Source organism: Paenibacillus sp. J22R56 (assembly GCF_056269375.1).
Genome location: NZ_JBWDNV010000011.1, coordinates 55,513 through 75,068 on the forward strand (window position 1 = coordinate 55,513; position 19,556 = coordinate 75,068).

Annotated in this window: 16 protein-coding genes; 12 read left to right on the plus strand and 4 right to left on the minus strand. The window is 48.1% G+C overall.

What is annotated here, in order from left to right; all coding sequences use genetic code 11:
• The first annotated feature begins 63 nt into the window (after positions 1-63).
• On the plus strand, positions 64-897 hold the full coding sequence (locus AC0YNT_RS24885) for a sugar phosphate isomerase/epimerase family protein (protein ID WP_475807236.1): 834 nt from the start codon (positions 64-66) through the stop codon (positions 895-897).
• 214 nt (positions 898-1,111) lie between these two features.
• On the opposite strand, the gene AC0YNT_RS24890 is transcribed toward AC0YNT_RS24885, so the two are convergent.
• Positions 1,112-2,170: a GntR family transcriptional regulator gene (locus AC0YNT_RS24890; RefSeq protein WP_475807021.1), complete on the minus strand. Its 1,059-nt coding sequence runs from the start codon at positions 2,168-2,170 to the stop codon at positions 1,112-1,114.
• 150 nt (positions 2,171-2,320) lie between these two features.
• Between AC0YNT_RS24890 and AC0YNT_RS24895 the strand changes: the two genes are divergently transcribed.
• The 4 genes from AC0YNT_RS24895 (at position 2,321) to AC0YNT_RS24910 (ending at position 6,474) form a co-directional block, all read left to right on the plus strand.
• Entirely contained in the window at positions 2,321-3,598 is a 1,278-nt protein-coding gene (locus AC0YNT_RS24895; protein ID WP_167278675.1) for an ABC transporter substrate-binding protein, read from the plus strand.
• Between the two features lie 120 nt (positions 3,599-3,718).
• Positions 3,719-4,603 carry a carbohydrate ABC transporter permease gene (locus AC0YNT_RS24900; protein WP_167278676.1) on the plus strand — a complete coding sequence of 295 codons (885 nt, stop codon included), beginning with the start codon at positions 3,719-3,721 and terminating at the stop codon, positions 4,601-4,603.
• Between the two features lie 2 nt (positions 4,604-4,605).
• Positions 4,606-5,448: a carbohydrate ABC transporter permease gene (locus tag AC0YNT_RS24905; RefSeq protein WP_167278677.1), complete on the plus strand. Its 843-nt coding sequence runs from the start codon at positions 4,606-4,608 to the stop codon at positions 5,446-5,448.
• 30 nt (positions 5,449-5,478) lie between these two features.
• Complete coding sequence (locus AC0YNT_RS24910; RefSeq protein ID WP_475807022.1) at positions 5,479-6,474, plus strand: glycoside hydrolase family 43 protein; 996 nt, start codon at positions 5,479-5,481, stop codon at positions 6,472-6,474.
• 363 nt (positions 6,475-6,837) lie between these two features.
• Here AC0YNT_RS24910 and AC0YNT_RS24915 read toward each other — a convergent pair whose 3' ends face one another.
• The 3 genes from AC0YNT_RS24915 to AC0YNT_RS24925 all read right to left on the minus strand — a co-directional run bounded on the left by AC0YNT_RS24915 (position 6,838) and on the right by AC0YNT_RS24925 (position 12,050).
• Positions 6,838-8,547, minus strand: coding sequence for a type 2 periplasmic-binding domain-containing protein (locus AC0YNT_RS24915; protein WP_475807023.1), 1,710 nt, complete (start codon positions 8,545-8,547; stop codon positions 6,838-6,840).
• 118 nt (positions 8,548-8,665) lie between these two features.
• Positions 8,666-10,273, minus strand: a complete 1,608-nt coding sequence (locus AC0YNT_RS24920; RefSeq protein WP_475807024.1) for a response regulator — start codon at positions 10,271-10,273, stop codon at positions 8,666-8,668.
• 37 nt (positions 10,274-10,310) lie between these two features.
• Positions 10,311-12,050 carry a sensor histidine kinase gene (locus AC0YNT_RS24925; protein ID WP_475807025.1) on the minus strand — a complete coding sequence of 580 codons (1,740 nt, stop codon included), beginning with the start codon at positions 12,048-12,050 and terminating at the stop codon, positions 10,311-10,313.
• Between the two features lie 164 nt (positions 12,051-12,214).
• On the opposite strand from AC0YNT_RS24925, the gene AC0YNT_RS24930 reads away from it, so the two are divergent.
• The 7 genes from AC0YNT_RS24930 to AC0YNT_RS24960 all read left to right on the plus strand — a co-directional run bounded on the left by AC0YNT_RS24930 (position 12,215) and on the right by AC0YNT_RS24960 (position 19,478).
• Positions 12,215-13,159, plus strand: a complete 945-nt coding sequence (locus AC0YNT_RS24930; RefSeq protein WP_475807026.1) for an ABC transporter permease — start codon at positions 12,215-12,217, stop codon at positions 13,157-13,159.
• A 20-nt stretch (positions 13,160-13,179) separates the two neighbouring features.
• On the plus strand, positions 13,180-14,052 hold the full coding sequence (locus tag AC0YNT_RS24935) for a carbohydrate ABC transporter permease (protein WP_475807027.1): 873 nt from the start codon (positions 13,180-13,182) through the stop codon (positions 14,050-14,052).
• A 203-nt stretch (positions 14,053-14,255) separates the two neighbouring features.
• Positions 14,256-15,266 (plus strand): iron-hydroxamate ABC transporter substrate-binding protein, encoded by a 1,011-nt coding sequence (locus AC0YNT_RS24940; RefSeq protein WP_475807028.1) that lies wholly within the window; start codon positions 14,256-14,258, stop codon positions 15,264-15,266.
• A gap of 70 nt (positions 15,267-15,336) precedes the next feature.
• Positions 15,337-16,398, plus strand: a complete 1,062-nt coding sequence (locus AC0YNT_RS24945) for a FecCD family ABC transporter permease (protein WP_475807029.1) — start codon at positions 15,337-15,339, stop codon at positions 16,396-16,398.
• Positions 16,399-16,401: 3 nt separating this feature from the next.
• Positions 16,402-17,436, plus strand: coding sequence for a FecCD family ABC transporter permease (locus tag AC0YNT_RS24950; protein WP_475807030.1), 1,035 nt, complete (start codon positions 16,402-16,404; stop codon positions 17,434-17,436).
• Between the two features lie 87 nt (positions 17,437-17,523).
• Complete coding sequence (locus AC0YNT_RS24955) at positions 17,524-18,360, plus strand: helix-turn-helix domain-containing protein (protein WP_475807031.1); 837 nt, start codon at positions 17,524-17,526, stop codon at positions 18,358-18,360.
• Between the two features lie 98 nt (positions 18,361-18,458).
• A complete protein-coding gene (locus AC0YNT_RS24960; protein WP_475807032.1) occupies positions 18,459-19,478 on the plus strand; it encodes an ABC transporter substrate-binding protein in 1,020 nt (339 codons plus the stop codon).
• Positions 19,479-19,556 lie beyond the last annotated feature (78 nt).

Below are 19,556 nucleotides of genomic sequence, written 5' to 3' on the forward strand. Positions count from 1 at the left end.
CAGGCGGATGTCTCTTGTATAATGAATCTAGTAACTGGAACTTATAGGATGGAGCTGATTTATTTGCTGAAAGGGTTAACTCGTGCAGGACTTGGAGCAATCGGCGATGACAAAGCTTTTATAGAATTAGCAGCACAGTATGGATTTCAATCGGTCGATTTGGATCCAGTAAGCTTGATTCAAACGTACGGAGTAGATGGGGCAAAGGAATTGCTTGCTGCAAACAACATATCTATTGGTTCCTTTGGACTTCCAGTAGAATGGCGCGGCTCGGATGAGGCATTCCGGGATGGTCTGCCGCAGCTTGAGGAGCTTGCCAAAGCGGCCTCTGTGCTGGGCTGCACAGCTTGCTGTACTTACATTTTGCCAGCTACCGATCTATCACCTGGAACGTTCACGATTAAAGCCGTTCTGCGCTTAAGAGAATGTGCAAACGTGTTAAATACTTACGACATTAAGCTTGGACTCGAATTTGTTGGTCCGCATCATTTGCGTACGGCATGGAAATATCCGTTTATTTATTCTATGGAGGATACACTGGCTTTTGCTGATGCAATCGGCACTCCAAACGTTGGCCTTCTGTTGGATGCTTACCACTGGTATACGAATGGGCTTACAACAGAGGATCTCGATCAACTCACTCCAGAGCAGATTGTCCATGTTCATATTAACGACGCGAAAGATATTCCAGTAGAAGAGGTGCTGGATAACGATCGCTTGTATCCGGGCGAAGGCGTCATCGATCTGGAAGGTTTCTTATCCAGCTTGAAACGTATCGGCTATACAGGTGCAGTTACACAGGAAATTCTGACTCCGGGCGACAGCGTTACGCCATCTGTGGAAGAGGCGCTCCAGCGCTCGAAAGCCGGCTTCGATAAGGTGTTTGCTAATATTTAATAGTGTTGCATTTGTAAAAAAGGCTCTCCCGATAGATAGGGAGGGCCTTTTGCGTTTAATTAAAGATTACGGCTGTTTAAGTAGCTTAACGATGTCGGACATCGTTAAGCTACTCGAAAACGCCAATAATCGGCCCGAAATGGGAGGAGTCAGCATCCTTAACGATGTCGGACATCGTTAAGGTATCCTTTTCCCGGACGCCTGCTCCGCCACCCTAAGGAAATACCAGCTCCACAGGTACAACGATATGCTGCGGATCGTATGTATGCTTGATCTGATCAGACATCAGCATAACAGCCGAACGGGCGAGTGCCTGCTCGTCCTGCTGGACGTAAGGGATATGCGGGATGTCGGGATTATCGAAGGAGAAGAGCTCGACTTCCGTACGTCGTTCAACTAATTGAAGAGCCTGCCAAGTTAAGCCGGCGATTTCTTCCGTTAGGGTGAAGGCAGCTGTAACTGTCGGGTGCGTCTGCAGGAAATCGGTTATATAGTCCAGCGCCCGTTCGCTCCGCAGTACTTCAAGCGGAACATGGCACCAGAGGCTTTTATCAATGGATTCGCCTTGATCGATATAGGCTTTCTCAAAGCCTATAGTCCGGTCTTCAATAGCAGTATTGGAATTCTCAGGAGATATGAGTGCAATCTGGCGATGTCCCTTGGAAAGTAGATGGGTCACCGTCCGGTAAGTCCCGCCGTCATTATCCGATGTAATCGTATAAGTCTCAATATTACGTAAGAAACGGTCTATGAATACAAAAGGGAACTTGTCGAGCGATAAACGGAGCAGGGACTCGTTATACTTCTCATCTTCCGTAGGAAATACAATAAGCCCCTGAACACCCGCCTCTACCAACGTGCTGATCGCACGTGATTCTTCGGCGGCATGCTCACGGGTGATGCTAAGAATCATCTGGTAGCCAGCTTCTTTTAAGTAGAATTCGATATAATCGACGAGCTTCTGAATGACGGTCGTCTTCATAGTAGGGATAATGAAGCCGATGATGGGTACTTTTGGCGGCTCGGGAGCAGGTGGCTTGACCTCAACAGGCTTGAGATCCGCTGCGACAAATGTTCCTTTGCCTTGAATACGAGTAACCAGTCCCTCGTCAGCCAGCTCGGTCAGTGCATTCTTGACGGTAATCTTACTTACCTTGAATTCATCCATTAATTCCTGCTCAGAAGGGATACGATCGAGCGGCCGAAGCTGCCCCGAAGCAATCCTTTCTTTAATCTCAAGTTGGATCTGTTTGTACAAAGCTGTCTTTTTCACTATAACACCTACTCTCAATAAATAAATATGCTTTTATAACCAATTGGGTATATAAATAATACTTTACGCCTATTATAATCTAATTGTGAAGCGCTTACAATGACTCAAGCAAGAAAAAAGCTTAACCAATATGTGAGGGGGAATCGTCAAATGAAAAAAGGGATTACGTTAACAGCAACCTTGGCATTGGCACTCATGTTGGTCTTATCCGCTTGCAGCTCCGATAATTCTTCGGGGAAAGCAACAAAGGTGGTCTTCTGGACCTTTAATGAACTGCATCAGAAATTCTTCGAAAGTATGGCGGACAAATGGAATGAAGCTAACCCAGATGAACAAATCAAATTGGTAGCTACAACATTCCCTTACGATGACAACCACAACAAGCTGCAGGTTGCGCTGCAATCCGGTAAAGGCGCTCCTGACATGGCAGACATTGAGATCAGTAAGATCGGTAACTTCCTGAAAGGCGAGCCGCAGCTCGTACCGCTCAACGATATCGTAGAGCCGAATAAAGACAATCTGGTTATGTCCCGCCTCGACAACTATGCGAAAGATGGCCAATACTATGGCATCGACTACCATGTAGGCGCACAAGTTATTTACTACAATAAAGAAATTCTTGATCAGGCTGGCGTAGATGCAGATAAAATCATCACTTGGGATGACTTTGAAGCAGCCGGCAAGCAAGTACTTGAGAAAACAGGCAAACCAATGACAACAGTTGAGACAACTGACCAATGGTCGTACTGGCCGCTCGTTGTTGAGCATGGTTCGGACTTCTTGGATAAAGACGGCAATGTTACGTTGAACGATCAAGTGAATGTTGACGTATTGACGTACCTGCAAAAACTCGTAAACGAAAAAGTGGCAGTTGTTGCTCCAGGCGGCTTCCATCACTCTGAAGAATACTACGGATTTATGAACGGCGGCGGCGCAGCTTCGGTCTGGATGCCTATGTGGTACATGGGCCGCTTCACGGATTACATGGCTGATCTGAAAGGCAAAATCATCATTAAGCCATTGCCTGTCTTCAAACAAGGTGAAATGCGTTCTTCGGGTATGGGTGGTACAGGTACCGTTATTACGAACCAGTCCAAGAACCAAGAGCTTGTGAAGAAGTTCCTTGAATTCGCTAAAGTATCCAAAGAAGGCAACATTGAGATTTGGAAACAGCTTGGCTTTGATCCAATCCGTACGGATGCTTGGACGGATCCAGCAATGAACGAGTCGAACAAATACACGGATTACTTCGGCAAAGATATCTTTACATTCCTGAGCAGCCTGAAAGACGAAATCGCTCCTACAAACATTAAAGAGAAAACTCCAGCGGTATCCGATGTGCTCAAAACAAAAACCATGTTCCAAGCGCTTAATGATCTGAAAGATCCGAAGCAAGTATTGGATGATTCAGCTGCAAGTATCAAGTAATGAGTTCGTTAAGCCAAGTTAAAGGGTAAAAAAATGAAGCTTCACCGTTTTGCTGGAGGGTTGGTTAGCCAGCCCTTCAGCAAAGTTATCCTTATCTGGAGAGGAGCGAGCAAGCGCCTTATGAAAAAACTTTTATACAATCAGCGAATCGCCCCTTATGTCTTCGTGCTGCCGTTCGTGCTTTCATTAGCTATCTTTTTCGTATATCCCGTTTTTTCGACCTTCATTATGAGTTTTCAGGAAGTGCTGCCTGGACAGACCCATTTCATCGGCTTAGACAATTACAGGAATCTATGGGACGATTCCTTTTATACCGCGCTTTGGAACAGCTCGAAATATACGTTCTGGACTATTCTAGTGCTTATTCCGTTGCCGTTAGTGCTTGCGGTGTTCCTTAACTCCAAGCTTATGAGATGGAGCGCGTTCTTCCGTTCGACCCTGTTCTTGCCGGCTTTGACCTCGGTTGTTGTGGCGGGGATTGTCTTCCGGCTCGTGTTTGGCTCGCTTGATAATTCTGTCATGAACACATTCCGTCATGCGTTTGGTCTTGAGACGATCAATTGGCTTGGCAGCAGTACGACAGGCATGCTTGTACTGGTCATCTTGGCGACATGGCGTTATGCAGGCATTAACATCATTTACTTTATGTCGGCGCTGCAAGCTATTCCAAGTGAGCTTTATGAGTCGGCGAGTATTGACGGTGCGAATACCTGGAACAAATTCTGGCGTATTACGCTTCCGCTGCTCAAACCGATTGCGATCTATGTTATTACAATCAGCATTTATGGCGGCTACTCGATGTTCACGGAAAGCTTCATTCTATGGAGCGGCAACCATTCGCCAAATGATATTGGTCTGACGATGATCGGACTGTTATACCGTAATGGGATTGAGAAAAATGAGCTTGGGCTTGGCTCTGCAATCGGTATGATCCTGCTGATGCTCACGATGATTCTCAATGTTGTACAACTTCGTTTATTCGGTTTGTTTAAGAAGGAGGATTAAACATGAGCGCCAAATGGAATCGTCCTCAAACGTGGCTTTTACTCGCCTTATTCGTTCTATTTGCAGCCTTGTCGGTCTTTCCTTTCTACAGCTTGCTGTTAGCATCATTTAAGCCGTCAAAGGAACTGTTACGCTTCGGGCTAAACATTAGTCTGCAGCCGGACTTATTATCCTTCCATAACTATTCGTTCATCTTCTCAAGTGGAGCAGAGAAATACCTGATCTGGTATAAGAACAGCTTAGTCATCACCGTTGTCTATACCATCTTCTGTATGCTGCTCTCCTCGATGGTTGGTTATGGATTAGCGATGTACCGCTTCAAAGGCCGTAATATTATCTTCTTGTTTGTCCTTCTGGTCATGATGGTACCGGTAGAGATCATCATGCTGCCGCTGTACAAGCAGATGATTGCTATGAACCTGATTAATACGTTCAGCGGTGTCATCTTACCGTTTGTGGTATCGCCGCTGCCGATCTTCTTCTTCAGGCAGTATGCAGCAGGTTTGCCCAAAGATTTCCTCGATGCAGGGAGAATCGATGGCTGCTCGGAGTACGGGATTTTCTTCCGAATCTTCGTGCCGCTCATGACACCGGCCTTTGGGGCGATGATTATCGTACAGGCGCTTGCGAGCTGGAACAGCTTCGTATGGCCGTTAATCGTCCTAAACTCGGGTGAAAAATTAACACTGCCAATTGGTCTATCGAGTCTCGTGACCCCGTACGGTAACAACTACGATATTCTCATTGCCGGTTCCGTGCTCGCAATTGTACCCATTATGATCGTCTTTATCTTTTTCCAACGCTATTTCGTCTCCGGCCTAACCGTGGGTGGCGTTAAAGGCTAGAAGACCAATACTAAAGAAGCAGGTGACAGGATGGGAGTCCACCAATCAGAAATTAACGGAGTTAAACCACTTATTGAGCAAAGAGCGGATCCTTTCATCTATAGACATACGGATGGCTGCTATTACTTTGTTGCTTCTGTTCCAGAGTATGACCGTATTGAGATTCGCAAGGCGAGTACGATACAAGGGCTTTCGGAGGCAGTGCCTGCAGTTGTATGGCGAAAGCATGAAACGGGAATGCTCAGCGCGAACATCTGGGCGCCGGAGCTGCATTTTATCGATGGAAAATGGTACGTTTACTTCGCGGCGGCACATACATCAGAAACAAATGAAGGCTTGTTTGATCACCGGATGTACGCATTGGAATGCGGAGATGCTGACCCGCTGGAAGGCGAGTGGGAAGAGAAAGGGCAGGTCCTTACAGCCTGGGAGAGCTTCGCACTGGATGCGACAACCTTTGAACATAATGGCGATCGTTATTATGTCTGGGCGCAGAAGGATCCTAATATCGAAGGAAACTCCAATCTTTATATCTCCAAAATGAGCAACCCATGGACTTTGACCGGCAAACAAACGATGATCGCCATGCCAGATCTGGACTGGGAAAGAATCGGTTTCAAGGTTAATGAAGGTGCAGCGTTTATCCGCAGAGGAGATCGCGTCTTTATTGCCTACTCGGCGAGCGCGACCGACTTCAACTACTGTATGGGGCTTCTGGAAGCATCAGCTGATGCGGATCTGCTTGATGCAGCGTCATGGGACAAATCACCGGTGCCGGTTCTGACAACGGATGAGGCTTTGGGAATGTATGGTCCAGGTCATAACAACTTTACCTTAGCAGAAGATGGAGAAACCGCTTTGTTCGTCTTCCACGCAAGAACATACAAAGAGATTGTTGGTGATCCGCTGTATGATCCTAACCGTCATACCTTTGTAACGGAGCTCCAATGGACCGAAGATGGAAGACCGGATTTCCGGGCATCCGTAGCAGGATTGCAGCGTCCTCATGAGGACGCGTCCTCGTAGATAGAGGAACCTGACAAATAAAATGGCTGTCCTAAAAGTCCATTATAAGACTTTCGGGACAGCCATTTAGCGTAAAAACTGACTTCTCATTGTAGCAAGCTGCACTGGATTTGTTGCAGCATAACGGAGTGCTTTTAACAGACAACTTACTCTACATTGGAGTCTGTGCAGTATAATCAGTCTAATTTGTACGATAGTGGTTCATTCTGGACCTTTGTATTGGAGTGAATCCAACGTGGCTTGGGAATCCATCGTTTCACCATGATTTTATTGGACTAAATCCCGGGTACGCTGAGAAGGGAACGAGGCTGTTCCAAAAGTCGTCTGAAATTGACTTTTGGGACAGCCTCGTTCGTATGCCTATCAGGATTGCGTTTGTGATACCGACTTGAACCAGTCGTTAACTTCCTGCGTGATCTGATCGCCACCGTTGGCTTTCCAACTGGAGATGAAGGTATCAAACGCGTCGATCGGAAGCTTGTTGTAAATGATCTTGTTGAATGTCTCCAGCTCGGACTGACGGAGGAGGTTCCACTTGGAGATCATCGTTGGTGTTGCTGCACCTGTGAAGTAGTTCTGTTTGCGGATGTCGATCTGCGACATGACGACCTTCGCAGCGTACCAGTTCTCCGGCTTACGGAATTCAAACAGTTGTTTCTCGTACGGTGTTTCCGGCTGGTTGCCTTCGGCCAGCTTAACAAGCGACTTCATGTACAAGTCCGGGATACGGGCAGGGCCAGTGATGAACTGGAAGTCGTTGTTGAATTCCTTGATTTTCGACTCGTCGCTCGTTGGTTCCCCATCGACGACATCCCAGTCGTAGCCTTTAGCGAAGCCGTACTCATACTCGCTTCCAACAGCCGGGTTAGCAAGGTTATCGAGCAGGTAGTTGTAGTAGAGAATGATAGCTTCTGGATGCTCGGCATTTTTGTTAATCATGAAGCTGCTGTTGACGCCAGAGTTTTGCCACTTCGTGCCGATCTTGCCGTCTGGACCTGCTGGAACCGGATAGGCTTTATATTTTGCGCCATTAACGTTCTTAAGCAGGTCAGGAGCGGGCCAGTCTGGAACCCAGTTGGCGCCAGGCAGGACACCTGCGTTGCCCTTGGTCCATATTTCGGCAGACTTGCCTTCATCCCATAGGGCAGCGTCTGGATGAATGTAGCCTTTCTGCATCCATTCCTGCAGCTTCGCCAATGCCTGCTTTGCGCCTGGATTCACGGAACCGTATTCCAGGTTGCCGCTCTCATCCTTGTTCCATTGCTCCTCGATCGTACCGAAGGCACCAAACAGCCAATCAAGGCCGCCCATCCAAGTGTTGGTGTTGCTCTTGAGCGAGACGGCGAGTGGATAGACATCCTTCGCGGCCAAGCCATCCGGATTCTCATTCTTGAACTTATCCATAATGTTCTCTAGATCCGCGATTGTTTTTGGAGCTTGCAGGTTAAGCTTCTCCATCCAATCCTCGCGCAGCCAGAGCAAGGTGTCATCATTATCGGTGTATTCCATGATAGGCAGGTTCCACTTTTTTCCGTCCTTCGTGAACGGGTACCATAGCTCTGGATGCTTGGCAGCGTGGTCCTTCCAGGTTTGGTTGGCGTACTTGTCGAACAGCTCGTCGATCGGCAAGAATTCGCCTGAATCAATGAGTTGATCGGTCAGGACCGCATCGGTTGGAACCATAATGAAGTCTGGCAGCTTCTCGCCGGAAGTAAGGGCGAGCTGGAGCTGCTGCTTGTATTGGTCGCTTCCGGCAGGGAACCACGTGTCATTGCTCAGCTTAATGCCAAGCTTCTCCTCCATGAAGCGGGTATGGACGTTGTTCTCCTTTGTTTCTCCCTTGCTATAAGTCTTCGGCATGAGAATCGTGCTGATCTCGACCGGCGGGTCATATTTGCCTGCCGTAAAGGCCTTGTCGGCAGCGGATTGCTCCACGGGCGCCGAAGAGGAAGGGCTTGCTTCGGAGTTCGCGGAAGGGCTTGTGTTGTTGCCTCCGTTATTATTCGAGCAGCCAGCCAGGACGACAAGTGACATAGCTGCAGGTACGAGCCAGTTCTTTTTAAATGTGCTCATTCATCTATCCCCCAACATAGTTTGGTGTCTTCATGTGTAACTCTATCAAGAGTTCGGGGACGGCATCTATATGACGATATTAGTTTTCGTAGGACTCTCTTAGGCTGCTCGTGCAAAATCATCGTCCATCCCGATATTCCTGCGGGGTGACATCAAATTGCCGCTTGAACACCTTGATGAAGTAAGCGGGATCCAGATAGCCGACATCGGCGCTGATTTCGTAAATCTTCTTATCGGTCGTCTTCAGCAGGTGGCAGGCACGTTCCATACGAACGGAGAAGATGTAGTCGCTGATTCCTTCTCCAGTCTCCAGCTTATAGATCTTCGACAGGTGAGTAGGGTGCAGGTTGACGTAATCCGCAAGTGTACGCAGCGAGACATCAAGATGGAGGTGCTTGTCCACATAATCCTTGATCTTCTGTATGTACAGGGAGCGGGCATCCTTTGCATCATGTACCGTTCCCTCGCGAAGCTTCGCTAAGGCGTTAAGCGACCACTTCCGCAGCTTGCCGATCGAGGTGAAAGCTTCCCCGCTCTGCAGCAGCTCCATCTCCACTCCAATCAAATCTGCTAAGGTATGACCGTTGCGATGAGCAAGGTGCATAAAAGTGGAGCTAATCGTAAACCCCACCTCGAGGCAGTGCTCCCATGATTCGGAGCCTTTGTCCTCCAGCTCAGCGAATGCTGCAGCGAGCTTTTCCTCTGCCGCCTCCCAGCGGCCAGCCTCCGCCAGGTTAAGGAGGCCGGGATGTCCGTGAATGACGTCGAGTGCGCCGTAAGCGGCTCCTCGCTGCATACCATCCACCTTCATGACAAACTCCTGTTCATCCCCGACGATTTGCCGGAAATAAGAGGTAGCCTGCCGGTACTGCTCCGGAAGCTCCTCAGGGAAACGGAATGGCTCTGTCACAACGATGGAGACAGCCCCTTTTAGGAACTGCTTCACCTTGGCCTGTATCTGCATCGCGAGCTTCTCGAGGAGAATGTCAGGCCGTTCCACCGCCAATCCCTGCTTTAATTGCAGCAGGAAGGAGAGATAGCCGTGTTCCTCCTTGACGCTCCACACTCCCATGAACTCCTGGAAAATTTCTTCTGCGATATTGATAATTGCGTATTCCATAAGGTGATGCCCGTTACCCCGGTATTGGCCGAATTCGTCCTCAAGACGCACGAGTGCCAGCGCGCAATCCCCGTTCCTGAACGGCAAGTCGTACATGTCCAGCTTCCGAGTCCATTCTTCCTCAGACATCAGTTCTCCCCGGAAGGTGCTGAGCAGCAGCTGCCCTCGCAGGAGCGGGAGATTCTCTCGCAGGGCGAACTGCATTCGTTCGTTGGAGCTGACACTTTCCCATTCCGCCTTGAGTTGATCGATGGCGACTTGCGCTGCTCCAAGCAGCTCCTCGTTGGTCGGCGGCTTCAGCAGATAGTCAACAGCGTGATGCCGAAGCGCTTCCTTGGCATATTCGAAGTCAGCATGACCGGATAGGATGATACACTTGATTCGTTTGTCCTGCTCCCGAATTCGTTCGATGAGTTCAATACCGGTCATCTCAGGCATAAGCACGTCCGAAATGACAATATCTATTGGGTTCGTGCTGATCAACTGAAGCGCCTCGCGGGCGGAATAGGCCCGGTGAACATGCTCGATTCCGAGTGTGTGCCAAGGCTTATGCATGGACAGATTATCGACCCAGTGGGCTTCGTCGTCTACGATTAATAATTGCATGGAAGGTCCTCCTTGTATGTGTGCAATGGGAATAAGTTCACTTTGGAATCTCCCAGACGATCTCGGTTCGGAAGCCTCCAAGCGCCGAAGAGAAGAAGGTAAGGGAGGAGCGAGGGCCAAAGCCATGAATAATTCGTTGATTGGTGTTCCAGAGACCATATCCCATGTCCTCCTGCATAGGGCCTCGCATTTTCAGATTCAATTGTTCCAGCTTCTCTCCATTTAAGCTTGGTCCATCGTCGTCAACATAAATTCGACAGAAGCCCTCGGCCATCTCTCCGGTAATGCGGATCTCCCCGGAGGAATAGGATTTCCCCACCCCATGGATGACGGCATTCTCCACAAGGGGCTGCAGGATAAGCCGTGGTACCTGCTGGGCTTGCATCTCTTCCGGTATGTCGATGGAATAGTGGATCCGGCCGTTTCGCAATTTTTGAATATCCAGGTAGTTCACAATAAGCTGGATTTCGTCCTTAAGACTGGCCACCGGCTTTTCCATCCGCGTAATGTAGCGATAATAGGCGCTAAGGCTGTATCCCATCTTTACGACGGCTTCCTCATCCTTCATCTGCGCCATATTGATCATGTACCCGAGACAGTTATATAGAAAATGAGGGTTAATCTGCGCCTGCAGCTGCTTCATCGTCGCTTCCTGCGCCCTTAACCGCTCCTTAAGGACATTGTCTATCAGTGTTTCGATCTGCGCAGACATATCATTGAAACGATAGAACAGGAAAGTGAATTCACTGTTCGCCTTCGCATTGATGCGAGCCGAGAAGTCGCCGAGCTGAACCTTTTTAAGCCCACGAATCAGCTTCAGAATCGGACGCTGAACGTCACGGTAGAGCACGATGGAGAAGAAGGCTCCAATAACGAGCAAGAGAGCCATAGACACATAAACAAGATTGCGGCTGAACGAGATTGGGCCGAGAATTTGGTCCAGAGGTACCGGATCGACAAGATACCAATCCAGTTGAGGTGACTTCACCAGGCTGACGAGATAGCTTTGCCCATTCAGCTCGATAGTCTTCTGCATCGAATCCTCTAACGTTTGACCATCCAAGTAACGAGTCAGCTCTTCCGCAAGCTCCGGCGAGGCACCTCTGTTCAGAATCGGCCTTTGGCCGGGGGAATAGAAGAGGGGATCGCCTTGTCCGCCTTCCTTGTACGTATCCAGCATATTCTGTATGTTCGAGGCGCCAAAGCTGGCTCCTACAACTAAGTTGCTGCCTGTCAGCTTCTGCTGGCCAAGCGAGTCCGCATAGAACCAGCGGAACGCCTTTCCTTCCTTTCCTTGCACTCCCTCGCTATAGGTCCAGCTCTTAGAGATATTGCGCTCCAGATAATCCTCGTCGTATAAGGTGCTCGTACTGGAATTTGAGAGCGCTTCCTTATGAAGCTGCGAATATACCGTGAATTCTACCGGCCAGATGTTGACGACGCCGGACTGAAGTGCCATTTTCTCCAGCACCATATACCTGGTCTGCATCCAATCATAGTTATCGTCCCAAATGTTAAGCCCGTTGTACTTCTGCACATTGGGGTCCTTCGAGAAGGTGAATACGAAGTCCATCGTCTGGTTGATCCTGGATTCAATCTGACTGGATAGGAAGCTGAGCTGCTTAATATTCGAGTTGCGAATCTCTTTGCCAATGACGCCGGTGGCGACATTGTTGGAATAAGCGAACAAAATTCCGATCGGTATAAACAGCAGGATAATGAGCCCTAAGTACTTATTGAATAGGCTAATCTGCAATGGCTGTCTACTTTTTTTCATATGTACCGTTCCCCCCGGAGATATGCCTAACAAAACCCTATCGATCCTAACAATGTCCTATAGTGGGACGATGCGCTTGATTGCTACGATAGCTAAGCAAGGATTTGCTCCATTATACCAGTTAACGATTTTTAGAAAATAGAAAATAGATAGGAGAGTGCGCTATGGAAAATACGACTCAAAAACTTGAAATATCAACAAAACTGCGAAGCGGCAGAAGCCGTTACAAGCAGCCATGGATTCTCCACTTCATGGTGCTGCCGGCCGTCCTTCTGTCGTTTGTCTTCTCCTACATCCCGATGTCGGGTATCGTGATGGCTTTCCAGGATTATAAGGCTCGGCTTGGCTTCGTTCATTCACCATGGGTTGGATTCAAGCATTTTAATTACATGTTCGCAAATGACTACTTCATTAAGATCATCGGGAACACCTTGCTTTTCGCCAGTTCAAAAATCGTCTTGAACCTCATCATCCCATTCGCCTTTGCGCTTCTGCTCAACGAGGTCCGAAACATGGGGCTCAAGCGTTCCATTCAGACGCTGGTATACCTGCCTCACTTCCTGTCCTGGGTTACACTATCCGGCATATTGATTGACGTACTCGGCCAGACCGGTATCGTCAACCAGTTCCTGACGTATGCATTTGGCATTCAGCCCATCTTCTTTCTTGGGGACGGTACGTGGTTCCGAATGACGATTGTCGTAAGTGACGTCTGGAAGGAATTTGGCTTCAACACCATCGTTTTTCTAGCAGCACTCGCGGGAATCAATCCGTCCCTATACGAGGCAGCGGAGGTGGACGGAGCAACCCGCTGGAAGCAAACACTGCACATCACACTTCCGTCGCTCCTGCCGATGCTGATTGTGGTCGCAACACTGGCGATGGGTAATGTACTGAACGCCAACTTCGACCAAGTGTTTAACCTGTACAGCCCGATGATCTACCAGCAAGGCGACATCATTGACACGTTTGTCTATCGTGAAGGCCTGTTAAGCGGACAGTTCAGCTTCGCGACGGCGGTCGGCCTGTTCAAGTCAATTATTAGTCTGATTCTGATCGTAATCTCGTACCGGATTGCCTATAAATTCGCTGGTTACCGGATTTTCTAGGAAAGGGGAGGGGAAGCCTCATGTATCACAAAACATTATCCTACCGCGTGTTCAGCGGATTTAATAACGTACTACTGCTCGTCATCGGGATTCTCTGCTTGCTTCCAATGTTCCATTTACTCATGGTGTCGTTGAGCTCCAGCGCCGCAGCTAACGGAGGCTTGGTCACGTTTTGGCCGAAGGGCTTTACCTTCGAGGCGTACGCCAAGACCTTCGAAAACAAGAATTTTCTCACCTCGCTGTGGGTGGCCATCGAGCGTACCTTTCTCGGAACGGCGCTCGGACTGTTCGTGAATGGGATCGCGGCTTATGCGCTGTCCAAGGACACTCGGGTGTTCCGCGCAAGAAACATCTATCTTTGGTACTTTGTCATCACGATGCTGTTCAGCGGCGGCTTGATCCCGAGCTACATTCTTATCCTGAGGCTGCACCTGATCGACAACATCATGGCGCTTATCCTGCCGGGTCTCGTGGCGACCTACAACATGATTTTGCTTCTGAACTTCTTTCGCACGGTTCCGAAGGAACTGGAGGAAGCGGCGTTCATGGACGGTGCGGGGCATCTTCGCAGCTTCTTCTCCATCTATCTGCCGATCTCGCTGCCTTCGCTTGCGACGGTAGGCTTGTTCACGATGGTTGGCCACTGGAACGCATACTTTGATGGCTTGATCTACATGAAGGATGCGGCCAAGCTTCCGCTCGCAAGCTTCATGCAGACCCTCATCGTGCAGTCGAACATGACGTCATTCGACGCGGCAGCGATTGCGAACATGTCGCAGCGGACACTCCGCGCATCGCAGATTTTTATCGGTGCTCTGCCGATTTTGATTGTATATCCGTTTCTTCAGCGCTTTTTCGTAAAAGGAGTCGTTATTGGTGCTGTAAAGGAATAATCATTTTTTAACACCATGCAATTTGGATATAAAACCCATCTGTCTCTAACGCGGTCGCTCATCTTTGAGAGACCGCGTTAGAGGTTTTTTATTTCTAAAGGAATAGGGTATAATTAATTGTTGACTTTGATAATGAGAATTGTTATCATCACCTTAGTTAAAAAGCGAGATTACAACATAATAGTTTGTAGGGGGATGTTTTCGTGTTCGGTAAGAGTAAAAAACTAATTGTAGTTCTTCTAAGTGTAATGGCACTTTCACTTATCCTCGCAGCATGCGGAGGGAATAAAGAGAATAACGCAAATAATACGAATAAAACGGAAAGTGCTTCGCCTTCGGCAGATGCGACTGAGACTTCAGCAGCACCAACGGAACAAAAGCTGACTGACGGCCTTGGTAACGAAGTTACGATTCCGGCTAATCCACAAAAAATTATTGCTTCCTATCTAGAAGATTACCTGGTTGCTCTTGGCGTGAAGCCAGTTGCACAATGGAGTGTTCCAAACGGAATTCAAGACTACCTGCAAACGGATTTGAAAGATATTCCAACCATTTCGTATGACCTTCCATTTGAAGCTGTCACAAGCTTTGCTCCTGATCTTCTGATCCTTGGTTCAAACAGCACAGTTGATGGCGGCAAATACGAGCAATATAATAAAATCGCTCCAACCTTCGTACTTGGTGATGAAGTGAACAGCGACTGGCGTAAAGCCCTGCTGAAGATCGGTGAAGTTCTGCAGAAGAGCGACAAGGCTCAAGAAGTGCTGAGCGCTTACGAGACGAAAGCAACTGACGCGAAAGCTAAGCTTCAAGCAGCTATTCCAGACCAATCGGTTGCAGCACTGTGGCTTGTAGGAAACAAATTCTTTGTTGTTAGCGATAAGCTGTCAAGCGGCGCAGTTCTCTATAATGACCTTGGTTTGAAAGTTCCCGCTGTTGTGCAAGAGATCTCCGCTGCCGGTAAAGGCAGCTGGAATGAAATCTCCCTTGAGAAGCTTGCTGATCTGGACGCGGACCATCTGATTCTGATCAATAGCGACAAAGCTACTGGCTCTGAAGCGCTGAAGGATCCGATCTGGCAATCCATCCCGGCTGTTAAGAACAACCATGTCTATGAATACGATGGTGAAGGTTCATCCAGCTGGTTGTACTACGGACCAGTAGCTAGCTCCCAAATGATCGATAATGTATTAAAAGATATTGTGAAACAATAAGAAGTAGGAAAGGAGGGAGCTGCTGCTCCCTTTTTTTCCGTTGAATATACCAATCAGGTGGAGTGGAGTTATGGCAGATCATTTTCATGTTCAATCTGAATCCGCTTCGGCCGGCTCAGAGGTTGAACAAATTTATTCAAGGCCCGTTACAGCGATTTTGATTATCTTTGGCGGTCTTATTGCGCTAATGTTCAGTTTGGCATTATCCGTATCCTTTGGTGCGATGGATATTAAATTTACGATGGTATGGGAAGCTATTTTTAATTTCAATCCGGATCTGAAAGAGCATCAGGTTATTTGGGAGCTTCGTTTGCCTAGGGTACTCGGCTGCATGCTCGTCGGCAGTGCTTTTGCCGTTGCAGGTACGGTTATGCAAGGGATGACACGTAACCCGCTTGCCGACTCAGGGCTGCTGGGTCTCAATTCCGGCGCAGGATTTGCGCTTGCTTTATGTTTTGCTTTTGCACCGGGACTTCCTTACCCTTATATTATTTTATTCTCTTTCCTTGGAGCCGCAGTCAGCACTATTGTTGTCGTCGGCTTAAGTGCATCGGTTCGAGGCGGGCTTACCCCAACCCGAATGGTTCTGGCCGGGGTTACTTTATCGGCATTGCTAACGGCGCTCAGTGAAGGGATTGCACTCTACTTCCGTATTGGTCAGGAATTAGCCTTCTGGTATGCGGGCGGCGTGGCCGGCATTCGGTGGGAGCAGCTAAAAATCATGTTCCCTTGGGTGATAGTTGCTCTTATTGGGGCGATGGTATTATCTCGTTCGATTACGATGCTTAGCCTTGGTGAAGAGGTATCAAAAGGGCTTGGTCTTCGAACGGGACCTGTTAAGCTGGCTGGTGTCATTATTGTTATAATGCTGGCAGGGGCGGCCGTGTCTGTAGCGGGTGCTGTATCCTTTATCGGACTGCTTGTCCCGCATTTTGCCCGTAAGCTTGTTGGTGTCGACTACAAATGGATTATTCCAACATCGGCAGTACTTGGTGCTCTGCTCGTTGTATTAGCCGATCTGGCTGCTAGAATGGTCAATCCTCCTTTCGAGACACCGATTGGGACAATGATCGCTGTTATTGGCGTTCCGTTCTTCCTCTATCTTGCAAACAAGGAAAAGAGGGAGCTGTAGCAGATGAATAATAGTCTAATTTCGTCCGTGGAACAGAAGAGACGCCGTCGCGCCATTCTCGTTATGTCCGTATTAATCGTTGGTATCCTTATCGCTTTCCTGATTAGTATGAACACCGGTGTTATCCGGCTTACTCCTCTTGATGTATTAAAAACCTTGTTTGGCATGGGGACGGCTCAACAGCATTTGGTGTTATTCGATTTCCGATTGCCTCGTATTATCATTTCCATTCTGATTGGGATGGGACTTGCCATATCCGGTGCTGTCCTTCAAGCCTTGTCCCGTAATGCACTAGCTGATCCTGGCATTATCGGGATTAACTCTGGGGCAGGAATGGTTATTCTGCTGTATGTCGCGTTCTATTCAACTCCTGCTGCGGCTCCGGTATACTTACTTCCTATACTTGCTTGGCTGGGTGGAGGCATTGCGGCATTTCTTGTCTTTGTTATTTCTTATCGCAGGCATAAGGGGTTATCCTCTAATCGACTGATATTGAATGGGGTAGCGATCAGCTCAGGCTTCTCAGCGGTTACGATTCTGGTCTCTTTGCGCATTAATCCGGAGCAGTATCAATTCGTAGCGACATGGTTAGCGGGAAGCATCTGGAGTAAGGATTGGAATTACGTATACGCCTTGCTGCCGTTTATTATCATTCTGATGCCTTACGTGTTCTTCAAAGCGCAGACCATTAATGTGTTAAACCTTGGTGCACCAATGGCAACGGGACTTGGAGCGGCTGTTGCAAGACAGCAGATATGGCTCTTGGCGGCTGCGGTTGGTCTAGCCAGCTCCTGTGTTGCCGTCAGCGGCAGTATCGGGTTTGTTGGACTTATAGCGCCTCACTTGGCCCGCCGGTTAGTAGGCAATCGCTATCAAGTCGTGCTGCCTGCAACGGCGCTTGCCGGAGGATTCCTTGTGCTTGTAGCGGATACCCTTGGCAGATGGGTGCTGCAGCCTGCGGAAATACCAACCGGTATTGTTGTCGCTGTGATCGGTGCACCTTACTTCTTATACTTAATGTTCCGGACAAAAGGTTAACCTAATGAACATTGCAGGCCGGTTAGACCTCTGCCGAGGGCTGACCGGCTTTACTGTTATCTCATGAATTCGAAGGAGCGTGACAATATGGCTTTTCCGCATGAAGAGTTGGCGCAAGCATTTGTGAAGATCCCTATTGAAGTGCATGGTGTGTATCGGACAGAGCTGGAGCCAGGTGTCATTTACGATGGCCATGTGGATCGCCCGACGACAAAGTGTGCCGTTCTTATAAGCCTTCGCGGTCAAGCTGAATTTATCTATAACGAGACAGAACGCTACTTGCTGGAACCGGGGAAAATACTGCTTGGCGGAATGCAGAAGAGGCTGGAGATTCATACAAGCGAGCAAGGATTCGAATATGGGCTTGTTCATTATGTACCTGTTCGTACAATGATGGATGATGCACAGCAATTAATAGATGTGCATATGCTTCATGCACCGCAAAGCCCAGAGCTGCTGCAGCTGCTAGGTCGAATGCTGCAGGCTTCATCCTCACCAGACAGCATGCTGCTGCTGGAGAAGAAATCGTTATTTTACCATCTGATTAATAAGGTGCTGCAATCGGAACGTACGCAACAGAATAAAGCGAGTTACCCGCTGATTGAAGAAGCAACCGCTTATATTCATGATCATTTTAACGAACCAATTACCTTGTATCAGCTGGCTGACAGATTTGGGCTCAAGCCTAAATACTTCTCGTCGTTATTCCAACGTTACACGGGTATCGGACCTATCGATTATTTGATTCAGTACCGGATCAACAGGGCGTATGAGCTGCTTATGACCGGGCAATTCACAGTAGCGGCTGTGGCAAGAAGTGTAGGTTATCAGGATGCTTATTACTTTAGCCGGTTATTTAAGAAGCATAAGGGCATGTCGCCAGGTTATATGGGGCTTCACATGAAGCGAAATCGTCCATCATAGAAGTAGGAATTTATCTATTTGCATTCGCATGGGGTGATGATACGATTTGATTGATAATGATAATTGTTATCTATAAGGAACGAGAGAGGGATAGAAGAATGAAAGCAAAATGGTTTCCAATCCTATTAACGGCATTAAGCCTGTTATTGCTGCTGAGCGCCTGCTCCAGCAATAACAACGGCGGCAATACAAACAAAAAGGAAAATAATGCTGAGCAGAATACGGAACAGAATGCAACGAGCACACCTGATGCGGCTAAATTCCCGCGTACGATTAAAGATGCGAATGGTGAAGTGACCATTAAAGAGCAGCCGAAAAAAATTGCGGTTGTCCATTGGGGTTATATTGACTCCCTGTTGTTGTTCAATGTTGATTCAGTAGGTCTGGCGCTGCCATTTACTGAAAAGAATTCTGTGATTCACTCTGATGAGTACAAGCCATTTGTAGATAAGATTCAGGACATTCAAATTGTTGGTGAGAACACACAAGTAAATATGGAGAAGCTGCTTGCTTACGCACCTGATCTGATCATTGCTGGCAACGCGATTAATAAGGATATTGCTGCAGATCTGACGAAGATTGCTCCTACAGTGATGATTGATGAGAAGCAAACGGATGTATGGTCGGACTGGCCATCGCTTGTTACGAAGTTTGGTGAGATTCTGGGCCAAGAAGATGTAGCAGAGCAATATGTCTCGAAGTTCAAATCAGATCTGGCAGCCGCAAAAGAAAAATTAGCTGATCTGGACGGCAATGTAGCCTTCGTACAGGTTCGTGAAAATGAAGTCTACCTGCAAGGAACCGCATACTTGAAGCCGTATTACGAAGGTATGGGTCTGAAAGTCCCAACGTCTGACGCGATGACAGAAGGGGAGAAGCTCAGCCTGGAAGGACTCAGCGCATTAGATCCTGACTATCTGTTCCTTGGCTACTTTAACTACAGCGACAAGACGCTTCCTGCTGCAACAGATCAATGGGAAAACAGCGAAGTGTGGAAGAAGCTGAAGGCGGTATCGAATAACCACGTGTACAGCATTAACGGTGAGTTGGCACTAGGTTACGGCCCAATCGGCAACAACTACGGGGTAAAAGCCATTCTTGATTCGCTTCAAAAGTAATAGATGGAAAAAGAATAGGGCAGTTTCAAAAACCTTTTGGTTTTTGAAACTGCCCTATTCTCGTTTAAGCTAACGAAC